This window comes from Synechococcus sp. R5-13 (assembly GCF_047462015.1).
GTDB lineage: Bacteria > Cyanobacteriota > Cyanobacteriia > Thermostichales > Thermostichaceae > Thermostichus.
Genome location: NZ_JANSIL010000029.1, coordinates 1 through 21,509, shown reverse-complemented (window position 1 = coordinate 21,509; position 21,509 = coordinate 1). Strand labels below are relative to the sequence as shown.

Annotated in this window: 17 protein-coding genes and 1 pseudogene; 12 read left to right on the top strand and 6 right to left on the bottom strand. The window is 59.9% G+C overall.

Annotated elements, in window-relative coordinates:
* Window positions 1-284 precede the first annotated feature (284 nt).
* The 8 genes from NW840_RS02690 to NW840_RS02655 all read left to right on the top strand — a co-directional run bounded on the left by NW840_RS02690 (window position 285) and on the right by NW840_RS02655 (window position 10,315).
* Window positions 285-968 (top strand): hypothetical protein, encoded by a 684-nt coding sequence (locus NW840_RS02690; protein ID WP_414342254.1) that lies wholly within the window; start codon window positions 285-287, stop codon window positions 966-968.
* Between the two features lie 36 nt (window positions 969-1,004).
* Window positions 1,005-1,928 carry an ABC transporter permease gene (locus NW840_RS02685; protein ID WP_414330799.1) on the top strand — a complete coding sequence of 308 codons (924 nt, stop codon included), beginning with the start codon at window positions 1,005-1,007 and terminating at the stop codon, window positions 1,926-1,928.
* A gap of 347 nt (window positions 1,929-2,275) precedes the next feature.
* Entirely contained in the window at window positions 2,276-2,428 is a 153-nt protein-coding gene (locus tag NW840_RS02680) for a photosystem II protein Y (RefSeq protein WP_414330801.1), read from the top strand.
* A gap of 34 nt (window positions 2,429-2,462) precedes the next feature.
* Entirely contained in the window at window positions 2,463-3,563 is a 1,101-nt protein-coding gene (locus NW840_RS02675; protein ID WP_414342253.1) for an NAD(P)/FAD-dependent oxidoreductase, read from the top strand.
* 177 nt (window positions 3,564-3,740) lie between these two features.
* A complete protein-coding gene (locus NW840_RS02670; protein ID WP_011432318.1) occupies window positions 3,741-4,646 on the top strand; it encodes a 6-carboxytetrahydropterin synthase in 906 nt (301 codons plus the stop codon).
* A 10-nt stretch (window positions 4,647-4,656) separates the two neighbouring features.
* A complete protein-coding gene (locus NW840_RS02665; protein ID WP_414342251.1) occupies window positions 4,657-5,973 on the top strand; it encodes a DNA double-strand break repair nuclease NurA in 1,317 nt (438 codons plus the stop codon).
* A 110-nt stretch (window positions 5,974-6,083) separates the two neighbouring features.
* Window positions 6,084-9,509, top strand: a complete 3,426-nt coding sequence (gene treS, locus NW840_RS02660; RefSeq protein WP_414342249.1) for a maltose alpha-D-glucosyltransferase — start codon at window positions 6,084-6,086, stop codon at window positions 9,507-9,509.
* A 47-nt stretch (window positions 9,510-9,556) separates the two neighbouring features.
* Window positions 9,557-10,315, top strand: coding sequence for an SOS response-associated peptidase (locus tag NW840_RS02655; RefSeq protein WP_414342248.1), 759 nt, complete (start codon window positions 9,557-9,559; stop codon window positions 10,313-10,315).
* Here the strand turns inward: NW840_RS02655 and dprA are convergent.
* Window positions 10,254-11,411 (bottom strand): DNA-processing protein DprA, encoded by a 1,158-nt coding sequence (gene dprA, locus NW840_RS02650; protein WP_414342246.1) that lies wholly within the window; start codon window positions 11,409-11,411, stop codon window positions 10,254-10,256. The genes NW840_RS02655 and dprA overlap by 62 nt on opposite strands.
* 138 nt (window positions 11,412-11,549) lie before the next feature.
* Here dprA and NW840_RS02645 point away from each other — a divergent pair, with 138 nt between their 5' ends.
* Together NW840_RS02645 and NW840_RS02640 are read left to right on the top strand one after the other, a co-directional pair.
* Window positions 11,550-11,735, top strand: a complete 186-nt coding sequence (locus NW840_RS02645) for a hypothetical protein (protein ID WP_414342245.1) — start codon at window positions 11,550-11,552, stop codon at window positions 11,733-11,735.
* Entirely contained in the window at window positions 11,728-13,182 is a 1,455-nt protein-coding gene (locus NW840_RS02640) for a sodium:solute symporter family protein (RefSeq protein WP_414342243.1), read from the top strand. Before NW840_RS02645 ends, NW840_RS02640 begins: the two co-directional genes overlap by 8 nt.
* Window positions 13,183-13,206: 24 nt before the next feature.
* On the opposite strand, the gene NW840_RS02635 is transcribed toward NW840_RS02640, so the two are convergent.
* Complete coding sequence (locus tag NW840_RS02635) at window positions 13,207-14,031, bottom strand: lysostaphin resistance A-like protein (protein WP_414342242.1); 825 nt, start codon at window positions 14,029-14,031, stop codon at window positions 13,207-13,209.
* Between the two features lie 14 nt (window positions 14,032-14,045).
* Window positions 14,046-14,327 (bottom strand): ATP-dependent Clp protease adapter ClpS, encoded by a 282-nt coding sequence (gene clpS / locus NW840_RS02630; RefSeq protein ID WP_011432326.1) that lies wholly within the window; start codon window positions 14,325-14,327, stop codon window positions 14,046-14,048.
* Window positions 14,328-14,597: 270 nt separating this feature from the next.
* Between clpS and NW840_RS02625 the strand changes: the two genes are divergently transcribed.
* Window positions 14,598-16,325 carry an alkaline phosphatase D family protein gene (locus tag NW840_RS02625; RefSeq protein ID WP_414342240.1) on the top strand — a complete coding sequence of 576 codons (1,728 nt, stop codon included), beginning with the start codon at window positions 14,598-14,600 and terminating at the stop codon, window positions 16,323-16,325.
* Window positions 16,326-16,593: 268 nt separating this feature from the next.
* On the top strand, window positions 16,594-16,953 hold the full coding sequence (locus NW840_RS02620) for a hypothetical protein (protein ID WP_099812809.1): 360 nt from the start codon (window positions 16,594-16,596) through the stop codon (window positions 16,951-16,953).
* A 55-nt stretch (window positions 16,954-17,008) separates the two neighbouring features.
* On the opposite strand, the gene NW840_RS02615 is transcribed toward NW840_RS02620, so the two are convergent.
* The 3 genes and pseudogenes from NW840_RS02615 to NW840_RS02605 form a co-directional block, all read right to left on the bottom strand.
* On the bottom strand, window positions 17,009-19,303 hold the full coding sequence (locus tag NW840_RS02615; RefSeq protein WP_414342239.1) for a glycosyltransferase family 2 protein: 2,295 nt from the start codon (window positions 19,301-19,303) through the stop codon (window positions 17,009-17,011).
* 49 nt (window positions 19,304-19,352) lie between these two features.
* Window positions 19,353-21,290 carry a cellulose biosynthesis cyclic di-GMP-binding regulatory protein BcsB gene (locus NW840_RS02610; protein WP_414342238.1) on the bottom strand — a complete coding sequence of 646 codons (1,938 nt, stop codon included), beginning with the start codon at window positions 21,288-21,290 and terminating at the stop codon, window positions 19,353-19,355.
* Between the two features lie 147 nt (window positions 21,291-21,437).
* Window positions 21,438-21,509: pseudogene (locus NW840_RS02605) on the bottom strand (mannose-6-phosphate isomerase); the annotation flags it as partial.

The following is a 21,509-nucleotide window of genomic DNA, read 5'->3' as shown; positions in this document are numbered from 1 at the left end:
TAACTTCCGCATTCCTCCCGACACTGACCCTACGGGTACAGTGCGGGGCTCCTGCGATTTCTAGCTGAGGCCAGAACAGATCCAACTGGCCTTGTCCGCAGCAGAGGTGCGGAACACTTTCCCGTGAGAAGTGTCTTGAGCTGAGGAGCTGAGAAGAGGGCTGGCTGCTATCTTTGTCGGATGGCCCTCCTTGGTCTTGTTGAATCTCTGCCCATGCTGCTGTTGCTGACCAATCTGATTGCCGTTTTGCTGTTTTTGCTCTGCCCTTAGTGGATGCTGAGTGGATGCTGAGGCGGGAGTTCGGCGGAGCAGGGGTGCTGGCGGGAACCTTTGGCCTCATCGACCCGCAGCAGTTGGGAATCCCGGAGACTTTGGCGGTGGGTTGGATCCCAGGGTTGAGCTGGGCCTGGGTGCTGTTGGCGCTGTTGTCATGTCTGGCTCTGGGGATCAAGGAGCGGCAAGTGCGGGCCCGCTGGCTGTACAGCTTGGGAGTGGTCGGTCTGGTTCTATTTGGGCTGGGCTTGCTCTGGTTTTATGGGGCAGTGGGGGCGGTGAATGGGGCGGCCCTGGCGGAGGGGATCCCGCCGGCTCGGTTGCCGTTGCGGCGGTTCAGCCCTTCTTTGGCTGGCTATGCCAGCTTTGCCTATGCCCTGCTGCTGTTGCTGCTGGGGCGGCTGCAGTTGCCGGGAGGAAAAGCTTTTTTGGTGCGGCAGCGGCAGATCATCGTACCCCTGAGTGCCTTGGGGGCGGCGGTGGCAGCAGGGGCGGTGGTGGTGGGGTTGCTGCGGCCCGGCTTAGGCTCCTCGCCCGATTCGCCTTTTTTTGTAAAGCTGAGCACCAAAGTGGACTTGATCACCTACACCTTTTCATTGCTGCAGGCGGCCTGTTGCCCGGCTATTTCACGGATCCCTTGCAGGCAGCCCAGGTGGAAATGGACTGCGATGAACGCTCAACTTGAGTACCTCTGAGCGGAGATCTCGTTTGCGCTGGCGCTGCGGAGCACTATGGCAACTCTGTTTTGGGCTTTGATCCCGGCTACCCTGCGCTCCACTACCCCTCTGTTGCTCACGGCCTTGGGGGGCATGTACTCCGAACGCAGCGGCGTGGTCAATATTGCCCTGGAGGGGATCATCTTGTTTGGGGCTTTGGCGGCGGCGGTAACCACCCAACGCCTGGAAGCTTCCCTTCTGGCCCAGACTCCAGCAGCTCAGGTGGGTTGGATCCCTTGGGTGGGTTTGTTGGCCGGCGCCTTAGGGGGGGTGGCCATTGCCTTTGTGCATGCGCTGATGTGCATCCGCTACAGAGCCGATCAAATTGTCAGCGGCACTGCCATCAACCTGTTGGCCATGAGCGTGCCTTCGCTGGTGCTGCAATCGTTCTACGGCAACACCACCAACTCTCAAGAAATTGTCAATCGGCTGCCGCTGTGGCATGGGTTTAGCCCCTTGGTGTATCTGGCCTTTCTGTTGGTGCCAATCTCCTGGTGGTTGCTGTTCAAAACACCCTGGGGCTTGCGGCTGCGAGCGGTGGGAGAGCATCCTCAGGCTGCTGCCACCATGGGGGTGGATGTCCTGGGTATGCGCTACGCGGCGGTGCTGCTCTCCGGCCTGTTGGGGGGCCTGGCGGGGGCCTACCTTTCCATTGGCTTTTTGAACCAGTTTGTCCGCAACATGTCAGCAGGAAAGGGCCTTATCGCCTTGGCAGCGATGATCTTTGGCAAGTGGCACCCCTTCGGGATCCTGGGCGCGACGCTGTTGTTTGGGGCCACCGACGCCCTGGCCATTCAACTGCAAGGGGGAGATGTGATGCCGCCCGTGTTGATCCAGGCTTTGCCCTTTGTGTTGACGATGGGGGTTCTATCGGGAATGCAGGGCCGCGCCCGCCGCACTCGTCCGCCGGCTGCCTTGGGCAAAATCTACAGCAACTGAGAAAGAGCCCAGAATTAAGATCCAAGTTGCGGGCTTGGGCAGCAGTTAGTCAGGTGATCGGGGTCGATTGCACATCCCTGGTGGGTGCGCTAGTTCTGGACGCGATTCTCAGTGTGGGCCTGTTGGCTCCCGCCTTGGCAGCCCAGATGGGGCAAAGTCTAGCCGGTAGGGATCCCCATTTGGGTTTATTCTGGACTTAGCCATCTTTCCAGAGTTGCACCTCAGCTTATGCGGGATCCAGAGTCGAAAACGGTTTCACCCCATCGGGATTCTGGCGGTGGCCAACCCTGGAGGCTCTTGTTCCAAGCAGTCGGTAAATCAATCTATGTTAGGGGGGGATGAAAACCATGGACATTGATCTCCGTCCGCTGATCGTTCTGTCGCCCATTGTTTTGGTGGTTGCCTGGGCTGCCTACAACATCATCAAGGCTGCCATCAAGGGAGAAGCCAAGCTCTTCGGAGAGAGGGGCAACAACCCCTTCGGCAGAGGCGGGAGCTGAACGTGCGGATCCGGTCACAGCCGGCAGGCTCAGTATGCTAGGCGAAGCAACCCAGGCAGCGGTAACGCCCTCCGAGGGGACAAGCCCAAAATCCGCTGATGTGATTGTTATTGGGGCCGGAGTGGCCGGCTTGGTGTGTGCAAGGCAACTGCTGCGGGCAGGGCTCCAGGTTCTGGTGCTGGAAAAATCGGCGGGCTTGGGCGGGCGCATGGCCACCCGTCGAGTTGAACATGCTGGGCAAACGGTGCCAGTGGATCATGGGGCTCAATACCTGACTGCCGATTCGGATGGCTTTTATCGCTGGGTGAAGGAGCTGCTGGGCCTGGGGCTGCTGGCGGAATGGACGCGCTCGCTGCATGTGCTGGATCGAGAAGGGCTGCGCCCAGAGGATCCCAACGATGAAAAACCGCGCTATGTCTGCCCTCAGGGCATGACGACGCTGGCCAAACACCTGGCTGCCCCGCTGTCGGTACACACCCAAACTCGTGTGGTCAGCCTCAAACCTTTGGCAACAAGCTGGCAATTGAGGGCGGAGAACGGCCAATGCTACGAGGCTGCTGCCCTGGTGGCGACAATCCCGGCCCCCCAGTTGCTGCCCCTGCTCCGGGAAGGGATCCCTTCGGCTGAAAACCTGTTGCCTCTGCTGGAATCCGCCCAGTATCAACCCTGCCTTGCGGTTTTGGCGGGCTACTCTGAGCATACGCCGCCTTGGAAGGGGATCAAGTGCTTGGAGGATCCGATGTTGGCCTGGCTGGGACTGGACAGCAGCAAGCGCCTGCAGCCGCTCCCGCCTGTGGTGGTCTTGCATGGGGGGGCGGAGTGGTCATCTCTGTACTTGGAGGCCGGCCCCTCTGAGCTGGAAAAGGCCGGTCGAGAATTGCTGGCCCACGCAGCCCAACGGCTGGATCCCTGGTTGGCTTCGCCACAATGGATGCAGGTGCACCGTTGGCGCTACGCTTTGCCTTTGGAAACCACGGGATTGGCCAGCTTAAGCACCCGTGTGCCGGTTTCCGCCGCTGAGGGATTGCCTTTGGTTTGTGCCGGCGATTGGTGCGCCGGAGGGCGCGTAGAGGGGGCTTGGCTCTCAGGACACAATGCCGCCAAAACCTTGCTCGAAATGCTTTCTGGGAAATGAGGGTATGCACAGGCCGACCCGGTCGGCAGGGCAAGTGCCTGGCCTGGCGCAGGACGGAGATGACGGCAAGACCACTGGGAGGGCAGGCTGAGGGCCGCTGAGAATTTCCACCCTCTGGGCCGGGGAGTGTGTCAAGCTAAAGGGTGGATCCCCCGGCAGATGCTCTCCTCTCCACTCATGTCCAGAATCTGTACAATCTACCGCCGTGCGCAATTTGCCGCCAGCCATCGGTACTGGTTGCCCGAACTCTCAGAAGCCGAGAACTTAGCCCGCTTTGGCCCAAATGCCCGTTTTCCCGGCCATGGCCACAACTATGTGCTGGAGGTGGGCATGAGTGGTGAGGTGGATGACTATGGGATGGTGCTCAACCTCTCGGAGGTGAAGCAGGTGATCCGGCAGCGGGTGATTCAAGATCTCAACTTTGCTTATCTAAATCAAGCTTGGCCGGAGTTTGCCCAAACCTTGCCCACTACCGAGTTTATCGCTTACGTGATTTGGCAACGCCTGGCCGATGCCTTGCCCCTAACCAGCGTCCGTCTGTACGAAGATCCTGAGCTTTGGGCCGAATACCGAGGAGAAGCCATGCAAGCCTACTTGACTGTTGCCACCCATTTCAGCGCCGCCCACCGCTTGGCTCTGGATCACCTGAGTTTTGAAGAAAACAGCGCCATCTACGGCCTCTGTGCCCGTCCCCACGGCCACGGCCACAACTACGGCCTGGAAATTACCGTCAAGGGATCCATCGACCCGCGCACGGGGATGATCGTGGACTTGGCGGCCCTGCAGCGGCTGATCGAGGAGCAGGTGGTGAAGCCGCTGGATCACACCTTTTTGAACAAAGACATTCCCTACTTTGCCCAGGTGGTGCCTACTGCCGAAAACATCGCCCTCTACATCCAGCGGCTGCTGACTCTGCCCCTGCGGGAGCTGGGGGTGCAGTTGCATCGGGTTCGCCTGCAGGAGAGTCCCAACAACAGCAGCGAGGTCTACGGGGAGTTTCCGCTGGAAGAGCTGCTCAACTCCTCAGAAGGACAAGATGTGGCTTCTTCCGCTTCTGGCAGCCGTATTGCCATGCAGGGCTGATGCGGCCATCATGTTGGATCTGGTTAAGCTGAGCGGGCAAATTCCTGCGTTCACCCGGCACCTGCAACAGGAGTCGAAAGCCAGCCAAGAACGCCTCCGCCAAGCCTGGCAAGTTTTCGAGCGCTGGCAGCAGGAGCCGCAGGTTTGGCAGTCCCGCTGGGTGGAGTGGGGATCCCATCTGTCGTTTGTTTGCGCCAGCCCCGCCGAGCCGCCGGAAGCCTGGGGATCCCTGCCCAAGGTCGAGCCTCTGCAGGGGCGACACACGGTGGTGGCCACGGATGGATCCCAGATTTTGCCCAGTCACCACGAGATTGCCTACTGCTCGCTGATCAATGTTGGGCGCGTGGTTCTCCACTACGGCACCCAGGAGTGGCCGCTCCTGGACAGCCAGCCCCTGCTGCTGTATGGAGATGGGCCCCTTGCCCAGCAAAACCGCTCAGACTCCCCTCTCTCGGAACCGCGGGCAGAAGGGTTGCCGAGGGCCCCCCTTAACCGGCGAGACTCTCGCCCGCAGCGCGCTCCAGGTGAACGCAATCCTACCAGCGGCACGGAGTCCTCGTTGGGGCTGGAAGAGATACTGGCCTTACGACGCTCCCAAGCGGAACTGGAGGAGCTGGCTCGTTTGGCCCTGTCGGTGCCCCGTCGCCGCACCACGCTGGCGCTCCTGGATGGATCCCTAATCCCTTGGGGACTGGAGCCTCTGCCCCAGTCGGCCCGGCGCCCCTGGTTGGATCCCATTCTGGCGACCTTGGAGCAGTTGCGGGCGGCCCGCATTCCTCTCGTGGGTTACATCAGCGCCTCCCGCAGCAGCGAAACCCTCAACTACCTGCGCTTGGGGCTGTGCCCGTACCTGGGCTGTGACTGCTACCGCTACTGTCCCGGCGAGAAGTCTCCTCCCTGCCATCCCTTCGCCCCCCTGCCGGATCGCGTTTTTTGGGGATCCCTGCTGCAGCCGGGAGAGCGCAGCCCCCTTTGGCGCAGCGGCGCCAGCGTGTTGGACGCCTTCGGGGAACACCACGTCCACTGTTGTTACCTCAATGTTGGCGAGGGATCCCTGGGCCAAGCCGAAATTGCTCGCCTGGAGTTTCCCGCTTGGGTGGTCCAGGATGCGGAGTTGCTGCAGCGGGCTCTGGCAGGGGTGCTGAGCCAAGTGCACAAGGGCTTTGGCTACCCCATCGCCTTGGCGGAAGCCCATCATTTGGCGGTGGTGAGAAGCGGGGATCGGCAGCGGTTTTTTGCCTTGATCGAGCAGGAGTTGCTCCGGGCCGGCCTGCGCCACGTGGCCGTCTCCCGCAAGGAAGCCCAGAAGCGGAGTGGCATTGCCTGAACCGACGCCGGGGATCCCTGGCACCCAAGAGAAGGCTGTAGCCTATTGAGGGGATCCCCATTCAACGGCTAGGGTTGCCAAGGTGTCCCAATCCTGTCTCTGTTGCCGACATGACCGACATGATGATCCGAGCCCCTCTGCGCAGCCTCATCTCCCCCCTCACCCACGACCCCCTTTGGTACAAAGATGCAATCATCTACGAGCTGCCGGCACGGGCCTTTTTCGACAGCGACGGCGATGGCGTGGGCGACTTCCAGGGCCTGACCGAAAAGCTGGACTACTTGCAAGAACTGGGGATTACAGCCGTCTGGCTGCTGCCGTTTTTCCCCTCGCCTTTAAAAGATGACGGCTACGACGTTTCTGACTTTACCAGTGTTCACCCTGACTTGGGCACCCTAGAGGACTTCAAGATCTTTCTGGAGGCTGCCCATAAGCGGGGGATCCGCGTCATCATTGAGCTCATCCTCAACCACACTTCGGATCAGCACCCCTGGTTTCAGCGGGCCAGACGAGCTGCCCCCGGCACCCCCGAGCGGGACTTTTACGTTTGGAGCGATACCCCCGAAAAGTACAAAGAGGCCCGTATTATCTTTCAAGACTTTGAAGCGTCCAACTGGACCTGGGATTCAGCGGCCAAGGCCTACTACTGGCACCGCTTTTACTCCCACCAGCCAGATCTCAACTACGACAACCCCGCCGTACAAAAAGCCATGTTCGAGGTGGTGGACTTTTGGCTGAGCTTGGGGGTAGATGGCATGCGGCTGGACGCGGTGCCTTATCTCTACGAGCGGGAGGGCACCACCTGCGAGAGCCTACCGGAGACCCATGCCTTTCTCAAGGCTCTGCGCCGACACATTGACCAAAGGTATCCTGGCCGCATGCTGCTGGCGGAGGCCAACCAGTGGCCAGAAGATGCTGTGGCCTACTTCGGCGATGGGGACGAGTGCCACATGGAGTTCCACTTTCCCCTCATGCCACGGCTGTTTATGGCCATCCAGATGGAGGATCGCTTCCCCATCATTGACATCCTGCAACAAACCCCTCCCATTCCTGAAACCTGCCAGTGGGCCCTCTTCCTGCGCAACCACGACGAGCTCACCCTGGAGATGGTCACTGACGAGGAGCGGGACTACATGTACCAGGTGTACGCCAAGGATCCCAACGCGCGGGTGAACCTGGGGATCCGCCGCCGCTTGGCCCCCCTGCTGGGCAACAGCCGCCGCCGCATCGAGCTGATGAACAGCCTGCTGTTTTCTCTGCCCGGCACGCCGGTCATCTACTACGGGGACGAGATCGGCATGGGGGACAACATCTACCTGGGGGATCGCAATAGCGTGCGCACCCCCATGCAGTGGAGCGCCGACCGCAACGCCGGCTTTTCGCGGGCCAACCCTCAGAAGCTCTACCTGCCCATCGTCATCGACGCCGAGTACCACTACGAAGCTGTCAATGTGGAGGCGCAGCGAAACAACCCCCATTCCCTGTGGTGGACCATGAAGCGGCTCATCGCCGTGCGCAAGCGCTTCCAGGCCTTTGGCCGCGGCTCCTTTGAGCTGCTCCACCCAGAAAACCGCAAGGTGCTTGCCTTTGTGCGAGCCTACCGCGGCGAGCGCATCTTGGTGGTGGCCAATCTCTCCCGCTACGCCCAGTGGGTGGGGCTGGATCTATCGCCGTGGGAAGGATTGATCCCGGTGGAGATCTTTGGCCACACCGAGTTTCCCCCTATTGGGCGACTGCCCTATTTCCTAACGCTAGGCCCCCATTCCTTTTACTGGTTTTCCCTTGAGCCCAAAACGGAGACCATCCACCTCAGCCCCAGCAAAGCGGAGGAGCAGGAACGCCTGGTCCCTCTGGTTGTTCAAAGTGGTAGTTGGGACAGTCTCTTGCAAGGGGAAAGCCAAAAGCAGCTGGAGGCAGTCTTGGCGGACTACCTCTACCGCTGTCGTTGGTTTGGCTCCCAAAACCGCCAGCTCCAGGCGATCCATATCCTGCAGGCTATCCCCTGCCGCCGAGAAGAGGAGTCCTTGCTGGGCAGCCAGATCTTGCTTCTCCAGGCCGAGTTTATCGAGGGCGATACGCAGCTCTACTCTCTCCCTGTGGGCTATGCCACCCAAGAAGCAGCCGTACACCTGCGCCTAGAGATGCCCCAGGCGGTCATCCTCCCTGTGCAAGTGGCCGGAGGGCCGGCGGGAGTAATTTTCAACGCTCTGGCTGACAAAAGCTTCTTGCTGCGGCTGCTGCAGCTAATTGCCCAGCAGGGCCGCCTGCGTCACCGTCAGGGAGAGCTCTGGGCCACTAGCTTTGCTGCCCTTGAGCATGACCTGGAACCCCGCCTCCTCAAGGCGGAGCAGAGCTACGCCTCCGTTGTCTATGGCAACCACTACCTCCTCAAGCTCTACCACCGGGTGGCCGAGGGGGTAAACCCAGAGCTGGAGATAGGCCGCTACCTGCTGGAGCACCATCCCCAGGTGCGGGTGCCACGGCTGCTGGGATCCCTGGAGTATCGCCGTCGTCGCGGGGCCCGTGGGTTTGATCCCGCCGATCAGCCCATTACCTTGGCCATTTTGCAGGAGTACATCCCCAACGAGGGAGATGCCTGGCACTATACCCTGGACAGCCTGGGGCAATTTTTTGAGGCGGTGCTGGTTCACTACCAAGAGGTGGATCCCGTGCCCGTGCCGCAGGGATCCTTCTTGGAGCTTTCCCAACAGCCCTTGCCGGAGCTGGCCTACGCCACCATCGGCAGCTACCTAGAATCGGTGCGGATCTTGGCCAAGCGCACCGCCGAGCTGCACATCGCCCTGGCTGCCGATACGGAGAACAAAGACTTTGCCCCAGAGCCTTTCTCCAGCCTGTACCAGCGCTCCGTTTACCAGTCCATGCGCAACTTGGTGGGGCAGGTGTTTCCGCTGCTGTTCGCGTCAGCGGGACGGAGTCCTTATAAGCAGCTCCCCAAGCTGCCGGAAGCAGAGGCCAACTTGGCTCGGGCTGTTTGCGACCAAGAAGGGGAAATCATGAGCCGCTTCCGCCTGATCCTGGAGCGGAAGATCACTGCCCTGCGTACCCGCTGCCACGGGGATTATCACCTGGGCCAGGTGCTGTTTACCGGCAAAGACTTTGTCATCATCGACTTTGAAGGGGAGCCGGCCCGCTCTTTGGGCGAACGGCGTCTCAAGCGTTGCCCCTTACGGGATGTGGCGGGGATGCTGCGATCCTTCCACTATGCTGTCCACACAGCTTTGCGCCAGCAACTGGGGAGCGGCTTGGTCTGCGCCGACCACTGCCCCGACATGATGCGGTGGGCCCAGTTTTGGCACCGCTGGGTCTGCGCGGGCTTTTTGGCCGAATATCTGCAGGTGGCTTCCCAAGCGGCTTTTTTGCCCCGCAGCCTGCAAGAGATAGAGGTGTTGTTGGACGCCTATCTGCTGGAAAAAGCCATTTACGAGCTGGGCTATGAGTTGAACCACCGCCCCGAGTGGGTGGAGATTCCCCTGCGCGGGATCTTGCAACTGCTGGGCATTTCCACCAAGGTTTAGGGGATCCTGTCGGCAGGCCATTTGGGGTGAGCGACTGGGGGACAAGCATGTGTGGACGGTTTAGCCTGGGAGTGGCGCCAGAAGTGCTGAGGCAGCATTTTGGCTTGCCGGCGGCAGCCCAAGAAAGGGCAGCTGTCCCCCGGTATAACATCGCTCCTTCTCAGCCGGTGCTGGCGGTGGTGGCGGGATCCCTTCAGCGCGAGGCAACCCATTTTCGCTGGGGCTTGATCCCCAGCTGGAGCCGAGCTCCTCAGGCCGGCTGGATCAATGCCCGAGCTGAGACAGTAGCTGAGAAGCCTTCTTTCCGCGAAGCTTTCCGCCGTCGTCGCTGCTTGATCCCGGCCGATGGTTTCTACGAGTGGGCCGACTCAGGTACGGCCAAGAAGGGCAGACAACCCTACTGGTTTCACCTGCTGGATCGACCGGTATTTGCCTTTGCCGGCATTTGGGAACGCTGGCGCAGTCCAGAGGGGGTGGAGGTGGAAACCTGTGCCATCCTCAACACTGCCGCCAACCGTCTGATGCAGCTTTTTCACGAGCGGATGCCCGTGATTTTGACGGAAAACGACTACGACCTCTGGCTGGATCCCCAGGTGCAGGATCCCAAGCTGCTTTTGCCCTTGCTCCGCCCCTACCCAGCAGAAGCCATGGCGGCTTATCCGGTCAGCACCTATGTGAACAACCCCCGCCACGAGGATCCCGCTTGCCGTGCTCGTATCGGAGAAGCAGTGCAGGGATCCAGCCTCAGCGAGCCCGCTGGTAGCGCATCCCCGGCAGTTGTACCAGCCAGCCTTCCAATTCCATAAGCAGCAGGGTACTGGAAAGGGTGGCAATATCCATCTGGCTAGCCTGGGCCAGGGCATCGAGGCTGAGGATGCCCTCCCCTAGCAGCTGCCAGAGCAGTTGCTGTTGGGGATCGCTGGGGCCAGTGGACGAGGGCTGCTTTAGCACAGGGGATCCCTGGAGGAGGCCCAAGTCTTTCAACAGCTCCTCGATCCCCAGGATCATGCCGGCGCCGTCGCGGATGAGCTGCAGGCAACCGCGGGCTGCTGCCGTGTCGATATTCCCCGGCAACGCATACACTTCCCGACCGTAGTGGTTGGCCAGGTGAGCAGTAATTAGCGCTCCCGAGGTTTCCGGAGCCTCCATCACCAAAGTGGCGCGGCAGAGGCCGGCAATGATGCGGTTGCGCTGGGGAAAATGCTCCTTGGCCGGTGGCGTGCCGGGGGGATATTCGCTGAGGATGGCCCCTTGGGCCAGGATGCGCCGGTAGAGAGCTTGATGGTGAGCTGGGTAAACTTTGTCCACCCCCGTTCCCACCACGGCCACCGTCTTGCCGCCGGCATCCAGACAGGCCTGGTGGGCAATGCCGTCGATCCCCGTTGCCAGCCCCGAGACCACCACGCAGCCAGCTTCCGCCAGGGCAGCGCTGACTTTCTGGGTCCACTGTCGACCGTAGGCCGTAGGGGCGCGGGTGCCGACGATGGCAATAGTCGGCTGTTGCCAATTGGGACATTCTCCTAGGGCATAGAGAATGGGCGGGGGATCTGGCACCTCCCACAGCAGCGGCGGATAGTCCGGATCTGCAGGCGTGAGAAAGGGGATCCCCGCTTTGAGGGTTTCCTCCAGGATCTGCTCGGGATCAAGGCCAGGACGGGCAGAGACAATAGCCTGGGCCAGGGTGGGGCCAATGCCTTCCACCTGCCGCAGGGCCGGGGCATCCGCTTGCCAAGCCCGCTCCAGGGATCCAAAAAACTCCGCCAGCCGCTTGAGCCGGTGGGGGCCGATCCCTTTGATGCGGGCCCAAGCTAGCCAGTAGGGCCGCTCCCGTTCTTCATGGCCTGGCCCACGGGAAGGCTCCCTCTTGCCAACAGGATCTGAAGGGGAAAGGGGAAAAGACAATTTAGCTCTGCGCAGTAGTGGCTGTATCTTAAATGATTGGCAAAAGGAACGCTTGGCAAAAAAGCAGGAGATGGGTAGATGTCAGGGTTGGATCCCGCCGGTAACCCTCAAGGATCAAGGCAGCTGCGGTTTGGGCGGATGCGCCAAGCTTGGGTGTGGGGGGCCTATCTCCTGCTGTGGCTGTTGACCTGGGCAGGGATCCGCTCTGCCCAGCCGCAGGTATTGGGGATCCCTGCTTGGTACTGGGGGGCAGGGCTGGCCGTGCTGCTGCTGGTGCCCTTGAATCTTTACATTGTGCGCGTTTGCTGGCCTGGAGATGACTGACAGCATTTTAAGTTTGGGTGTGGTGGGGGCATACTTGCTGCTGCTGGCGGCCATTGGCTTCTGGAGCTATCGCCACAGCGGCCAGGATCCGGTGAGCTATTTTTTGGCAGGGCGGGGGTTGGGATCCCTGGCTCTAACCTTGACGACGCTGGCGACGCTGCTCAGTGCCTTTACCTTCATTGGGGTGCCGGCAGATGCCTATACCCACGGCCTAGGGATCTTCCTGGGGGTGGGAGTGACCACCGCCTTCATTTCGGGGCTGTTTTTGTGGGTGGGCTACCGGGTATGGCTAGCAGCCCAACACTTTGGCTTCATCACCCCTTCGGAGTTCTTCGGCCACCGCTTCAACAGCCCTCTTTTGGCTCTACTCTACTGCCTTAGCGCCCTGACGTTTACCGCCCCCTACATCAGCATCCAGATCATTGGCGGAGCCCGCACCCTGGCGGCGGTGTTGGGGGAGGGGATCCCCTACTGGCCCTTGGCGGTGGTGGTGGCGCTGGTGATCTTGGGGTATGTGCTCTTTGGCGGATCCCAGGCGGTGGTCTGGACGGACGTGGTGCAGGGGATCATCCTGATTTTGGGGATGGGGGTGGCCTTTGTTGCCCTAGCCTTGGGGGTGGGCCAGGAGGCTGCCGGGCAGTTGGATCCCTGGCTGAGCTTGCCCGGCCCCAATGGGCGCTGGAGCTGGCAAGGGTTACTCGGCAATCAACTGCTGTTTTTCATGGCCACTCCCCTTTTCCCACAATTTTTCCAGCGCTTTTACATGGCCAGGAGTGCTCATCCCTTCAAGACCCTGATGGTAGTCTGGCCGCTGCTGATTCTGCTGGTCTTTTTCCCGGCAGCTCTTCTTGGGGTTTGGGGCCGCCTGGCTTTTCCCGGCCTGGAGAAAGCGGACCAGATCATGCCCCTGATGTTGCAAACTCTGCCCGGCGGTGTGGCAGCGGTGGTGATTACAGCAGCTCTGGCCGCCCTCATGTCCACGGCAGACTCACAGCTCCTTACGGCCAGCTCGTTGGTAACGCGGGATCTGGTAGTGACCCTCTTCAGGCGCCAGCTTTCCCCCCACCAAGAAGAACAATTGGGACGCTGGGTGGTGCTGGGGATCGGCCTAGCTTCCTTTGTGATTGCTCTTAACCCGCCGGGGCTGATTGTGGAGATTGCCACCTGGAGCTTTCAGGGCAACGCCATGCTGTTCCCTGTCTTAATTGCCGGCCTGTACTGGAAGCGGGCTACCCGCGCCGGGGCAGTAGCCGGGGCCCTCGTCTCCAGTGGCCTGACTTTAGGTTGGCTGTCGGGTCTGTTGCCGCGGGCTTGGACAGGGGGCTGGTTACCCGTAATCCCGGCAGTGGTGATCGGCAGTGGGGTGTTAATTGGCGTAAGCTTGCTTACCCAGCCGCCCAAGGAGCAGGTGACCGCCTACTACGAGGAAGGGCCTTGGGGAGAGTAGGTTATTCTTTATCGATCAGCTCAATCAACGCTTTTCCAGGTCTGCCGGTAGCCAGCCAGCTTGAGCCAGGCCGTTGAGAAATGCGAAAGTCCCTCCTAGAAAAAGCAAGCCCATCAGGCCCGCCAAGGGGTTGCCACCAATCCCCGTTAGCCACGCTGGCGCCCTGCCGGTGTAGTCTATCCAGGCCAAGTTGTTGACCCAGGCCATGCCCCATACCCAACCCGCGTGCAGCCCTAGGCTAAGGCCCAGCTTGTTTTGGTTCCAGACCCTCGCCTGCACCAGCAGCAGCCCCATCAGCCACAGTCCGGGAAATTGCGGCCAGGTGGCGAGAATCTCAGGCAAAGGCTTCAGGAAATGGGCCATAGCAAACAGGAAGCTGGATCCCCACACCGCAGTGCTGCAACCGTAGTCCAGCAGCATCTCCTGCAGCAGCCAGCCGCGAAAAAACAGCTCCTCCGCCAGCGCCACCCCCAAGCCCAAAAGCAACCCCAGCAACCCATAGACCAGCAGGGATCCCCCTCCTACCGCCCTCCAACTCAGCCAACCCAGGGATCCCTCCAGGCCCAAAAGCAAGAAAAGCCCCCCGACCCCGATCCCCAGGCCCCACAGGATCCCGCCTCGGCAAGGCCAACTGCCATCCAGTCCATAGGCGGCAAACCCGGATCCCCACAGCCCCAGCCAGACCAGCAGCAAGGCATACAGGGGCAGCCACAGGTAGGCTCGCGCTTCCGGAAAAAACCACCCCCCCAGCCCGACCCAGGGCAGCCAGGCTAGGAGGGGGATCGCCAAGAAAAGCAGCAGACGCAGCAGAAATGGACAAGCCCTCAGCTTGGAGATCGGCAGGCCCATCCAACCCGCCCCGCCTAGCGTTCCGGCTCAATGGAACTGGTCAGGCCATGCTGCCGCAACTGTTCGCAGTAAAACTCCGCATGCTCCCGCGGCACCACGATCACCACAGCAACGCCGTTGTGGTGGGCTTCCAGCATGATCTCAGTGGCTTGCGGCGGCATCATCGCCGGGATCACCTTCACCAGCACCTGAACCACGTACTCCATGGTGTTGACATCGTCGTTGTGCAGCAACACCCGGTACATGGGCATGTGCTTTGGGGTTACAGAAGGCTTGACCAGAGTCTCCGTAGCCACGACGATCCCTCCTTCGGCAGGGTCAACAAGAAGTCTAAGGAACGCAAAACCGCAAAAATGGGGCAAAAGCAGGAAAAACTGTAATGAAATTTTAGCCTTCTCAGCAAGCTCTGTGAAAAGGCCCTGGGGAGCCTAATCCATTAAACAAACCCTAACCCAACCTTCACCTGCCCACAACCTCAGCTTGGGGGCAAAAGTGCTTGACTAAAAAGGCGATTGGCCTTTGTTGCGGATCCCTTTACATTTGCCTGTGTCCCTGAGGTGGGCCCTATGAGTTCCCTGCGTTCCCGTCGCTTTTTCCTGCAGTTGCTGATGTTTGGAGGTGGGGCAGCCGCCCTGGCTGCCTGTGGAGGCACCTCCAGTTCCTCCATTCCCCCCCTGGGAGAGCCTGGATTTCCCCAAGGGGTATTTGCCGGGGATCCCACCTCGGAAGGGGCGGTGCTTTCCACGCGGGTGATCCCGGCCAGCGCGACAGATACGGTTGCGGTGACGTTGCAGGTGGCTGAGAATTCCGAGTTCAACCCTATTTCGCAACAAGTTTCGCTTACTGCTCGCCGTGTGGCGGGCCGCAACTACCGCACTGAGCCAGGCGACTACATTGCTCGTGCCGTCGTCACCGGCTTGAGGCCAGCGCAGCGCTACTTCTACCGGTTTGTCAGCGAGGGGTTTACCAGCCCTGTAGGCCAGTTTCGCACCCTGCCAGCTCCTGGGGATGGACGACCCATTCGCTTCTTACACATCAGTTGTGCCAACGAGCCTCCCTTTCCTATTGGGGCAGCCATGCTGGCAGAAGTCAGCCGCGGCGATATCGATTTCATCTCCTTTAACGGCGACACTGTCTACGCCGATCGCTTCTGGCTGGGGCTGGATCCCATCGGCAACTTGGAGTTCTACCGCAGCCTCTATCGGGATCAGCGGGATCCCAACTATGCCGGACGAGAGTTCGTGCAACTGTTTGGCCGGACTGCTTTTGTTGTCAACTGGGACGATCACGAGGTAATTGACAACTACAGCGGCCAGAAGGCCCGCGGCGGCCGGGCCACTCAGCTGAACGACACCACCGGGCAAACCCGGGATGTGGAAGATCTCAAGGTGCTGGGCTACCAGGCTTTTTTTGAGTACAACCCCATCACCCCCAACCTGACAGATGTAGCGGGTGTGGATAGCCGGGATCGGCTGTTTCGCAGCTTCCGCTACGGGGCCAATGCCGAAGTCTTTATCCTGGATCTGCGCCAGTACCGGGATTTGGCGGCGGTCACCCCCATTTTGCCCATTTTGCCCCCCGGCCTGACCCGTCAGCGTTTTTTGGAGCTGGCCGGCGTTCGCCTCACGCCCGAACAAGAGACCCTCTTCTTTGGCCCGCCGGGATCCGAACAAGCCCTGTTTAACCTGCTGCGCCGCACGCCCCGTACCCTCTTGGGCAATCCGCAGAAGCAGTGGCTGTTCAACGGCCTGCGCAACTCCACCGCCACCTACAAGTTCATCGTCAGCGAGTTTCCCATCACGGTGACCTACTTCCGCTCCAACGATGTTTGGGAAGGCTACTGGCTGGAGCGGCAGGAAGTCATTGACTTTATCGAGAGCAACAACATCCGCAACGTGGTGTTCTTGACCGGCAACAACCACGCCGGCTTCATCGGCCAGGTCAACCCCGGCAGCAGCAACCCCATCTGGGAGGTGTGGACCGGCCCCACCGGGCGGAGCGTTACGGCCCTGAGCATTGACGAGCTGGGCAATCAACTGGGGATCCCCAATGCCAGCCGCCTGTATTACCGGATTGTGAACGGCTTTTTGGCACCGGTGAACCCGGCCAATCCCCAGGTGAGCGGGATCCCAGGGGTAACCACAGGCAACCTGCGCTTTTTGGAGCTGGCGGTGCCCAACTACAACGTTATTGAAGTCTCCGGCAGCCGCTGCACCATTCAAATCAAAGGCCCTACCGGCAGTGTTTTGACGGATCCCTTAGGGCGACGCGGGGAACTGAGCTTGCCACAATAAAACCACAATAAAGAAGTCGGCTCAGAAGTCGGCTCAACCGATGAGCCAGCTGCGCCGGATTGTCAATCAGAATTAAGGGATCCCTGCTCTACTCGGGATCCCTTTTTTTGTAACTCTTTTTCGCGATTTTCAGCATGAGATTCTTAAGATCCTTAACGTGATCTGAATCATTCGGGAGAAACGGATCTGGGTGCTAGAGTGTGGGCGTTGAGGTGGATCCCTGTAGAAAATCTATTCTTTCTCCGTTTTTCAGTAGGAGGGCAGTCTTATGGCTTCGGTGCGGGGCTGGTTGGTGGCAAGCTTAATAGGAGCGGCCACAGTTATCGGGGGCGCTGCCGCCTGGGCTCAGAGCCGTAGTTTGTGGCTTCTTAATGGACAATCGACCGTAGTTACAGGCTATTTCTACCGAGGTGAAAACATCTGGGCGCAGTGCGACCAGGATTGCTTCGATGTGGATCTGGTGCTTTACGATGCCAGCGGTCAGGTGGTGGCTGCAGACGAACTGTTGGACGATTTCCCCATCGTGCAGGCGCCCTACGAGGGCAACTTTTCCGTCAAGGTGATTATGGCTAGCTGTCTCCACCCCAGTGGTTGTGCTGTGATCGTAGACTCGGACTACAGCTTCTAGAAGGGTGCTGGCTGTCCTCACTTCGCTGCTACTGCTTAGGAACTCAGTCCGTAGCCTAGGCTGCTTTGTGAGCAGCTTCCTGGACTTTGGCGTGGGTAAACTTGCTCAGGCCGTGGATGGTCTTTTCCCAGTAGAAGGGCTTGGTGAAAAGCTGCCACAGAGCCATGTAAGCTGCCATAGAGTGCAGTTGCCAGTAGATGGGGTTGAGCAGGGCATAGAAGGCCAGATCGTAGTACCCTCGCCGGAAAACGGCCACCAAGTTGAGGTAAATCCCAATGGCGTTGCCCACCAGGAGGTTAAACAAGCCCAGATAAACCAGCCAACTGGGAAATAGGTTTTGCAGCCAATGGGCGCGGGTGAGCAGCCAGTAAATAAACAGCAGCCACATGATGGGGCTGGTGAGAAAGGTAAAGAAGCTGCCCCCGATAAAAAATTGGTAGGATAGCCAGTTTTTGAGGCCCAGCTTGCGCAAGGAGCGCAGGGGGTTGCGGTTGTGGACCAGCCAAGTTTGCATGTAGCCTTTGATCCAGCGGGAGCGCTGCCGGATCCAGTTTTTAACGGCACAGTTGGCCTCTTCGTAGGTGGTGGAGTTGATCACGCCCACGGTATAGCCGTGCTGGCTGGCGCGGATGCCCAAGTCGGCGTCTTCAGTGACGTTGAACGGATCCCATCCCTGCAGCTCCCGCAGGCGGTCGGTGCGAAAGTGGTTGCTAGTGCCTCCCAGGGGGATGGGCATTTTCAGAGTTTCCAAACCCGGCAGAAGATAATCAAACCAATAGGAATACTCCAGGGTGAACATGCGGGTGAGGAAGTTCTCGTTGCGGTTGAAGTAGTTGAGGGCAGCCTGGACGCAGACCAAGCTGGGATCCCCTTTTCGGAAGGCAATGACTGCTTTTTTGAGTTGGTCTGGATCCGGAATGTCTTCAGCGTCGTAGATGGTGAGGTATTCGCCACGGGCAAAAGCCAGGCCGTAGTTGCAGGCTTTGGGCTTGGTCTTGGGTTTGCTGTCGGGCACCAACAGCAGGCGCACGTAGCGGGGGGGCTTGGCAGCTCGAGCTGCCTCAATGGTGTCTCGGTCGTTTTCCTCCAACAGAATAAGCACATCCAACCGCTCGTGGGGGTAATCCAGCTTAGAGAGAGACTTGATCAAAATCGGCATTACTTCCGGCTCTTTGTAGACCGGCACCAGGATGGTGTAAATGGGCAAGTCGCGATCATCCAAAGCGGCTACTTCCTCATCGGTAATCTGGTGGAAGCGATCGGCGGATCCCACTAGGCTGAGCAGCAGTTTGAACAGGATCGAAGCGACGTAAAAAAGATTGATCAGCACCACCAAAATCGTCAGGGTCGTCCAGGGAGCAGTGGCCAATCCCCAAAGCAACAGCAGCAGCAGGCCATAGCCCACCGCAATCTGGGAGGGGGTAAACACCCGCGAGGCCGATTCTTCTGGCAGGCGGGCCATGAGCTTGTACACCGCTTCTTGGCTAAACTGGGAGCCCTGATCCTGGCTGAGAAGCTGCGTGATATCCTGCTCGGTGCCCAGAACTTTTTCAATCCGCAAGCCTGGCCGCCAAGCGTAGAGGATCTCATCCACCACCCAGTCCAGGGGGTCGTTCACCATCACCGTGAGAGTGTTCTGATCCGTCCAGGCCAAGGGATAGAACAGGTGACGCATCATCACCTCAGGATCAAACTGTTTGCTCAAAGCTGGATCTCGATGAAGCAGCCCTGTCCCTATCAATTCAGACACTGTCGGATACCCTAACAACTGAGTGAGAATGCTCAGGTACTCCGGCGTGGAAAGGTAGCTGAGCCGGGTCAAAAGCTGACCTAGGCTGGATCCGGTGCGGCGACGAATGGCCAGAAGATCCTGCCATTGTTCCAGAGTAAGCCGACTGCCTACCAGCTCTGCCGTCAGCTTGCGTTCAATGAGGACGGTCAGAATCTGTTTTTCGGTGGCCGGGATCTCCCAAATCCGATCGGCTTCGGGGCAGAGGCGCTTGACATTTTGCCAGACAATGGGATGGCCCGGCTCCTCGGTAGCAACCACTACGGTTCGCGGGTCGAGCCAGCCACAGGGCAGAAAGCGCACCGGCACCAGATCGATAGGCTCGATCAGCCAAGGCAGCTCTAGGTCGAGGGGATGCTCGAGCAACCAGCTCCTCAGCTTGGGCCGATCCAAGATCTGACAGCAGAGGCGAGCAAACTGACGGGGGTGCATTGCCCTCAAGCTCCAGAGGGCCCGCGGCAGGGAACAATCAGCTTGTTTTTGATAGCGATAAGCCTTTGCCAACTGCTCCTGGGTTAGACAGCCTGTGCGCACCAACCAGTATTCGATAAGCGTTAACATAAGCTCAAAATCAGATTAATTCTAGGCGAATCTTAGGTTCTCGCTTGGCTTAAGAGGGGGTTGGCGGCTCAGGTTGCCGGGCCAAACGTCGATAGGTGTCCCATGCCCCCACAGCCAGCAGGATGGCCAGCAAAAGCACCAGCCAAAAGCGGTATTGCCACAACAAAAGCTGCCAACTGAAGCGACCGGGGTAGCGCACTCGATAGCCTGCCGGCGTGAGATCCCAGCTCTGTACTTGGGTGAGATCGGGGGCAGCGGCATAGGCGGTGAGCACGTTTCCCTGTAGCTGGTTGGCCAGGCGGGTGCGCGGATCGGCAAGGCCGCGGCTGAGGCGCTCTGCCAAAGCCGGGTCAGATCCCCACCAGGAAAGCCAAAGGTTCGGCTTACCTTTCAGGAGAAAGTACTGCAAAAGGCCGAGGTTTTCTTGAGGCTGAGCGGCCAAGGCCACCTGCTGGTTCAGGGGATTGATGATTTCAAACTGGGATCCCAACCGGATGGGGCTGTTGAGCTCCACCTGCTCCGGCCCGGCCACGATTATCTGCCAGGCAAAGTTCTCTGCTTGGAGTTGGGATTTCCCCTCCGGCAAAAACTGGAGGGTGGGCAACAAGGGCTGTGCCGACAGACGACCAAGGGCACCCAAGAGATAAGCAGTAGCTGGCAGCAACTGGGGATCCCCTACCCACACTTGGCCGGATCCTCGAAGCACCGCCGGGATCTCCTGCAGCTCGCCGCTAGGGGCTTGGTAGCCGCTCCAGAGAAGGCCAGAGCTATCGGAACGCACTTGCAAAGTCAGCGGGGTCAGGGATCCCTGGCAATTACCGGGGCTGGCGCCATAGTCAAAGCGGAGCTCCAGTTGGTTGAAGCGGCGCAGCAGGCGGGTGGGCAGGGTCACAGTTTCGTTGAGCTGGGTGCGCCCGGTTAGGTTGTAGGTGCGCAACAGAACGCCATTCAAGAACACGTAGCCGGTGAGGCGATCCCCCACTCGGCCATCGACCGGGTTCATAATGACGTCTAGTTGCGCCGCCAGATCCCGCGGCCGCCCCCCCAATTGGGACAGGTTGAAGTTGAAGACCAAAGACTGGCTGCCAAACCCCCGCAACATGGGATCCACGATCCCCAGCTCTCGCAGGCTGAGGCGGTTGGCCCTGAGCGCTCTCTCCAGATCCGCCACCCTTGTCACCTGGATGCCTCGGCTGACCAGCCCCGCCCGCTTCCATTCTTCATAGAGAGCAAGAATAGCTTCCCGGCGGGCGGCCACTCGCAGGCGGGATCCCTCTGGGGTAATTTGATGCTGCAAGTGGGGGGTGAAATTGGCCGGCTCTAAGATCACCTGTGCCCCCTGCTTCGGACGGTTGCTCCACAGGATGGGCGTTTGCGGAAACAGGTGAGAAAGGAGGCTGTACAGCCACAGAGCTGCTTCCGCCGCTTCAGGAGTGAGGTCAGCCGGCACTACCAAAGTAACCTGAGGATACAGCCGGCCCAGAAAACCGGCCACTGTGGCATCGGGAGCGCGGGGCACCAGCTCAAAGAAACTATCCCGCCCTACCGTCAGCAGCAAATTGCCGGTATTCAAGTCGGCGCAAATATCGTCGCTGATGCTCAGGAAAGGCTGCACCGACAAGGTGATAAAGCGCTCGCCAGCGGCCAAGCTGGGGATGGGCACCCGCACCACCGGCTCCTGCCGCAGGTCCCGCACCAGAAAAAGGCCCATTAGCTCCTCGTTGATCAGCACCCGCACCGTGGACGTGGGCTTGAGCACCGGCGAGGGAGTCAGGCGCAACTGCACAAAGCTGGCCTCGGGGTCAAGGCCGTTCAGGGGGGCAGGGATCCCGATATCTAGACGCGGGTTAGCTCCTTGCAGCAGCACCGAGCGGTCGTAGCCCAGCCTTTGCAGAGAAATGACTTCCGCTGCGTGGACAGCCGTTGGCCCGCAACACCAAAGCAAACCGGCAACCCACAAAGCCCACTGCCTTGCCTTCTGCGTCACCTTGACCCCCTCTTGCTTATCCCTCACTTGTCTAGTGCAGGCAAGCCCCTTGGCCCACCTGACCCAAGTTTGCCCGACATGCAGAAATCTGTAAGCTTTCGGGGTCTGTACGCACAAATCGTGGATTCGGATGCCCAGGGGATCCCTTTACTGGCGGGCGTAGTCATCCTCAAAGCGCACAATGTCGTCCTCCCCGAGATATTCCCCGTTTTGCACCTC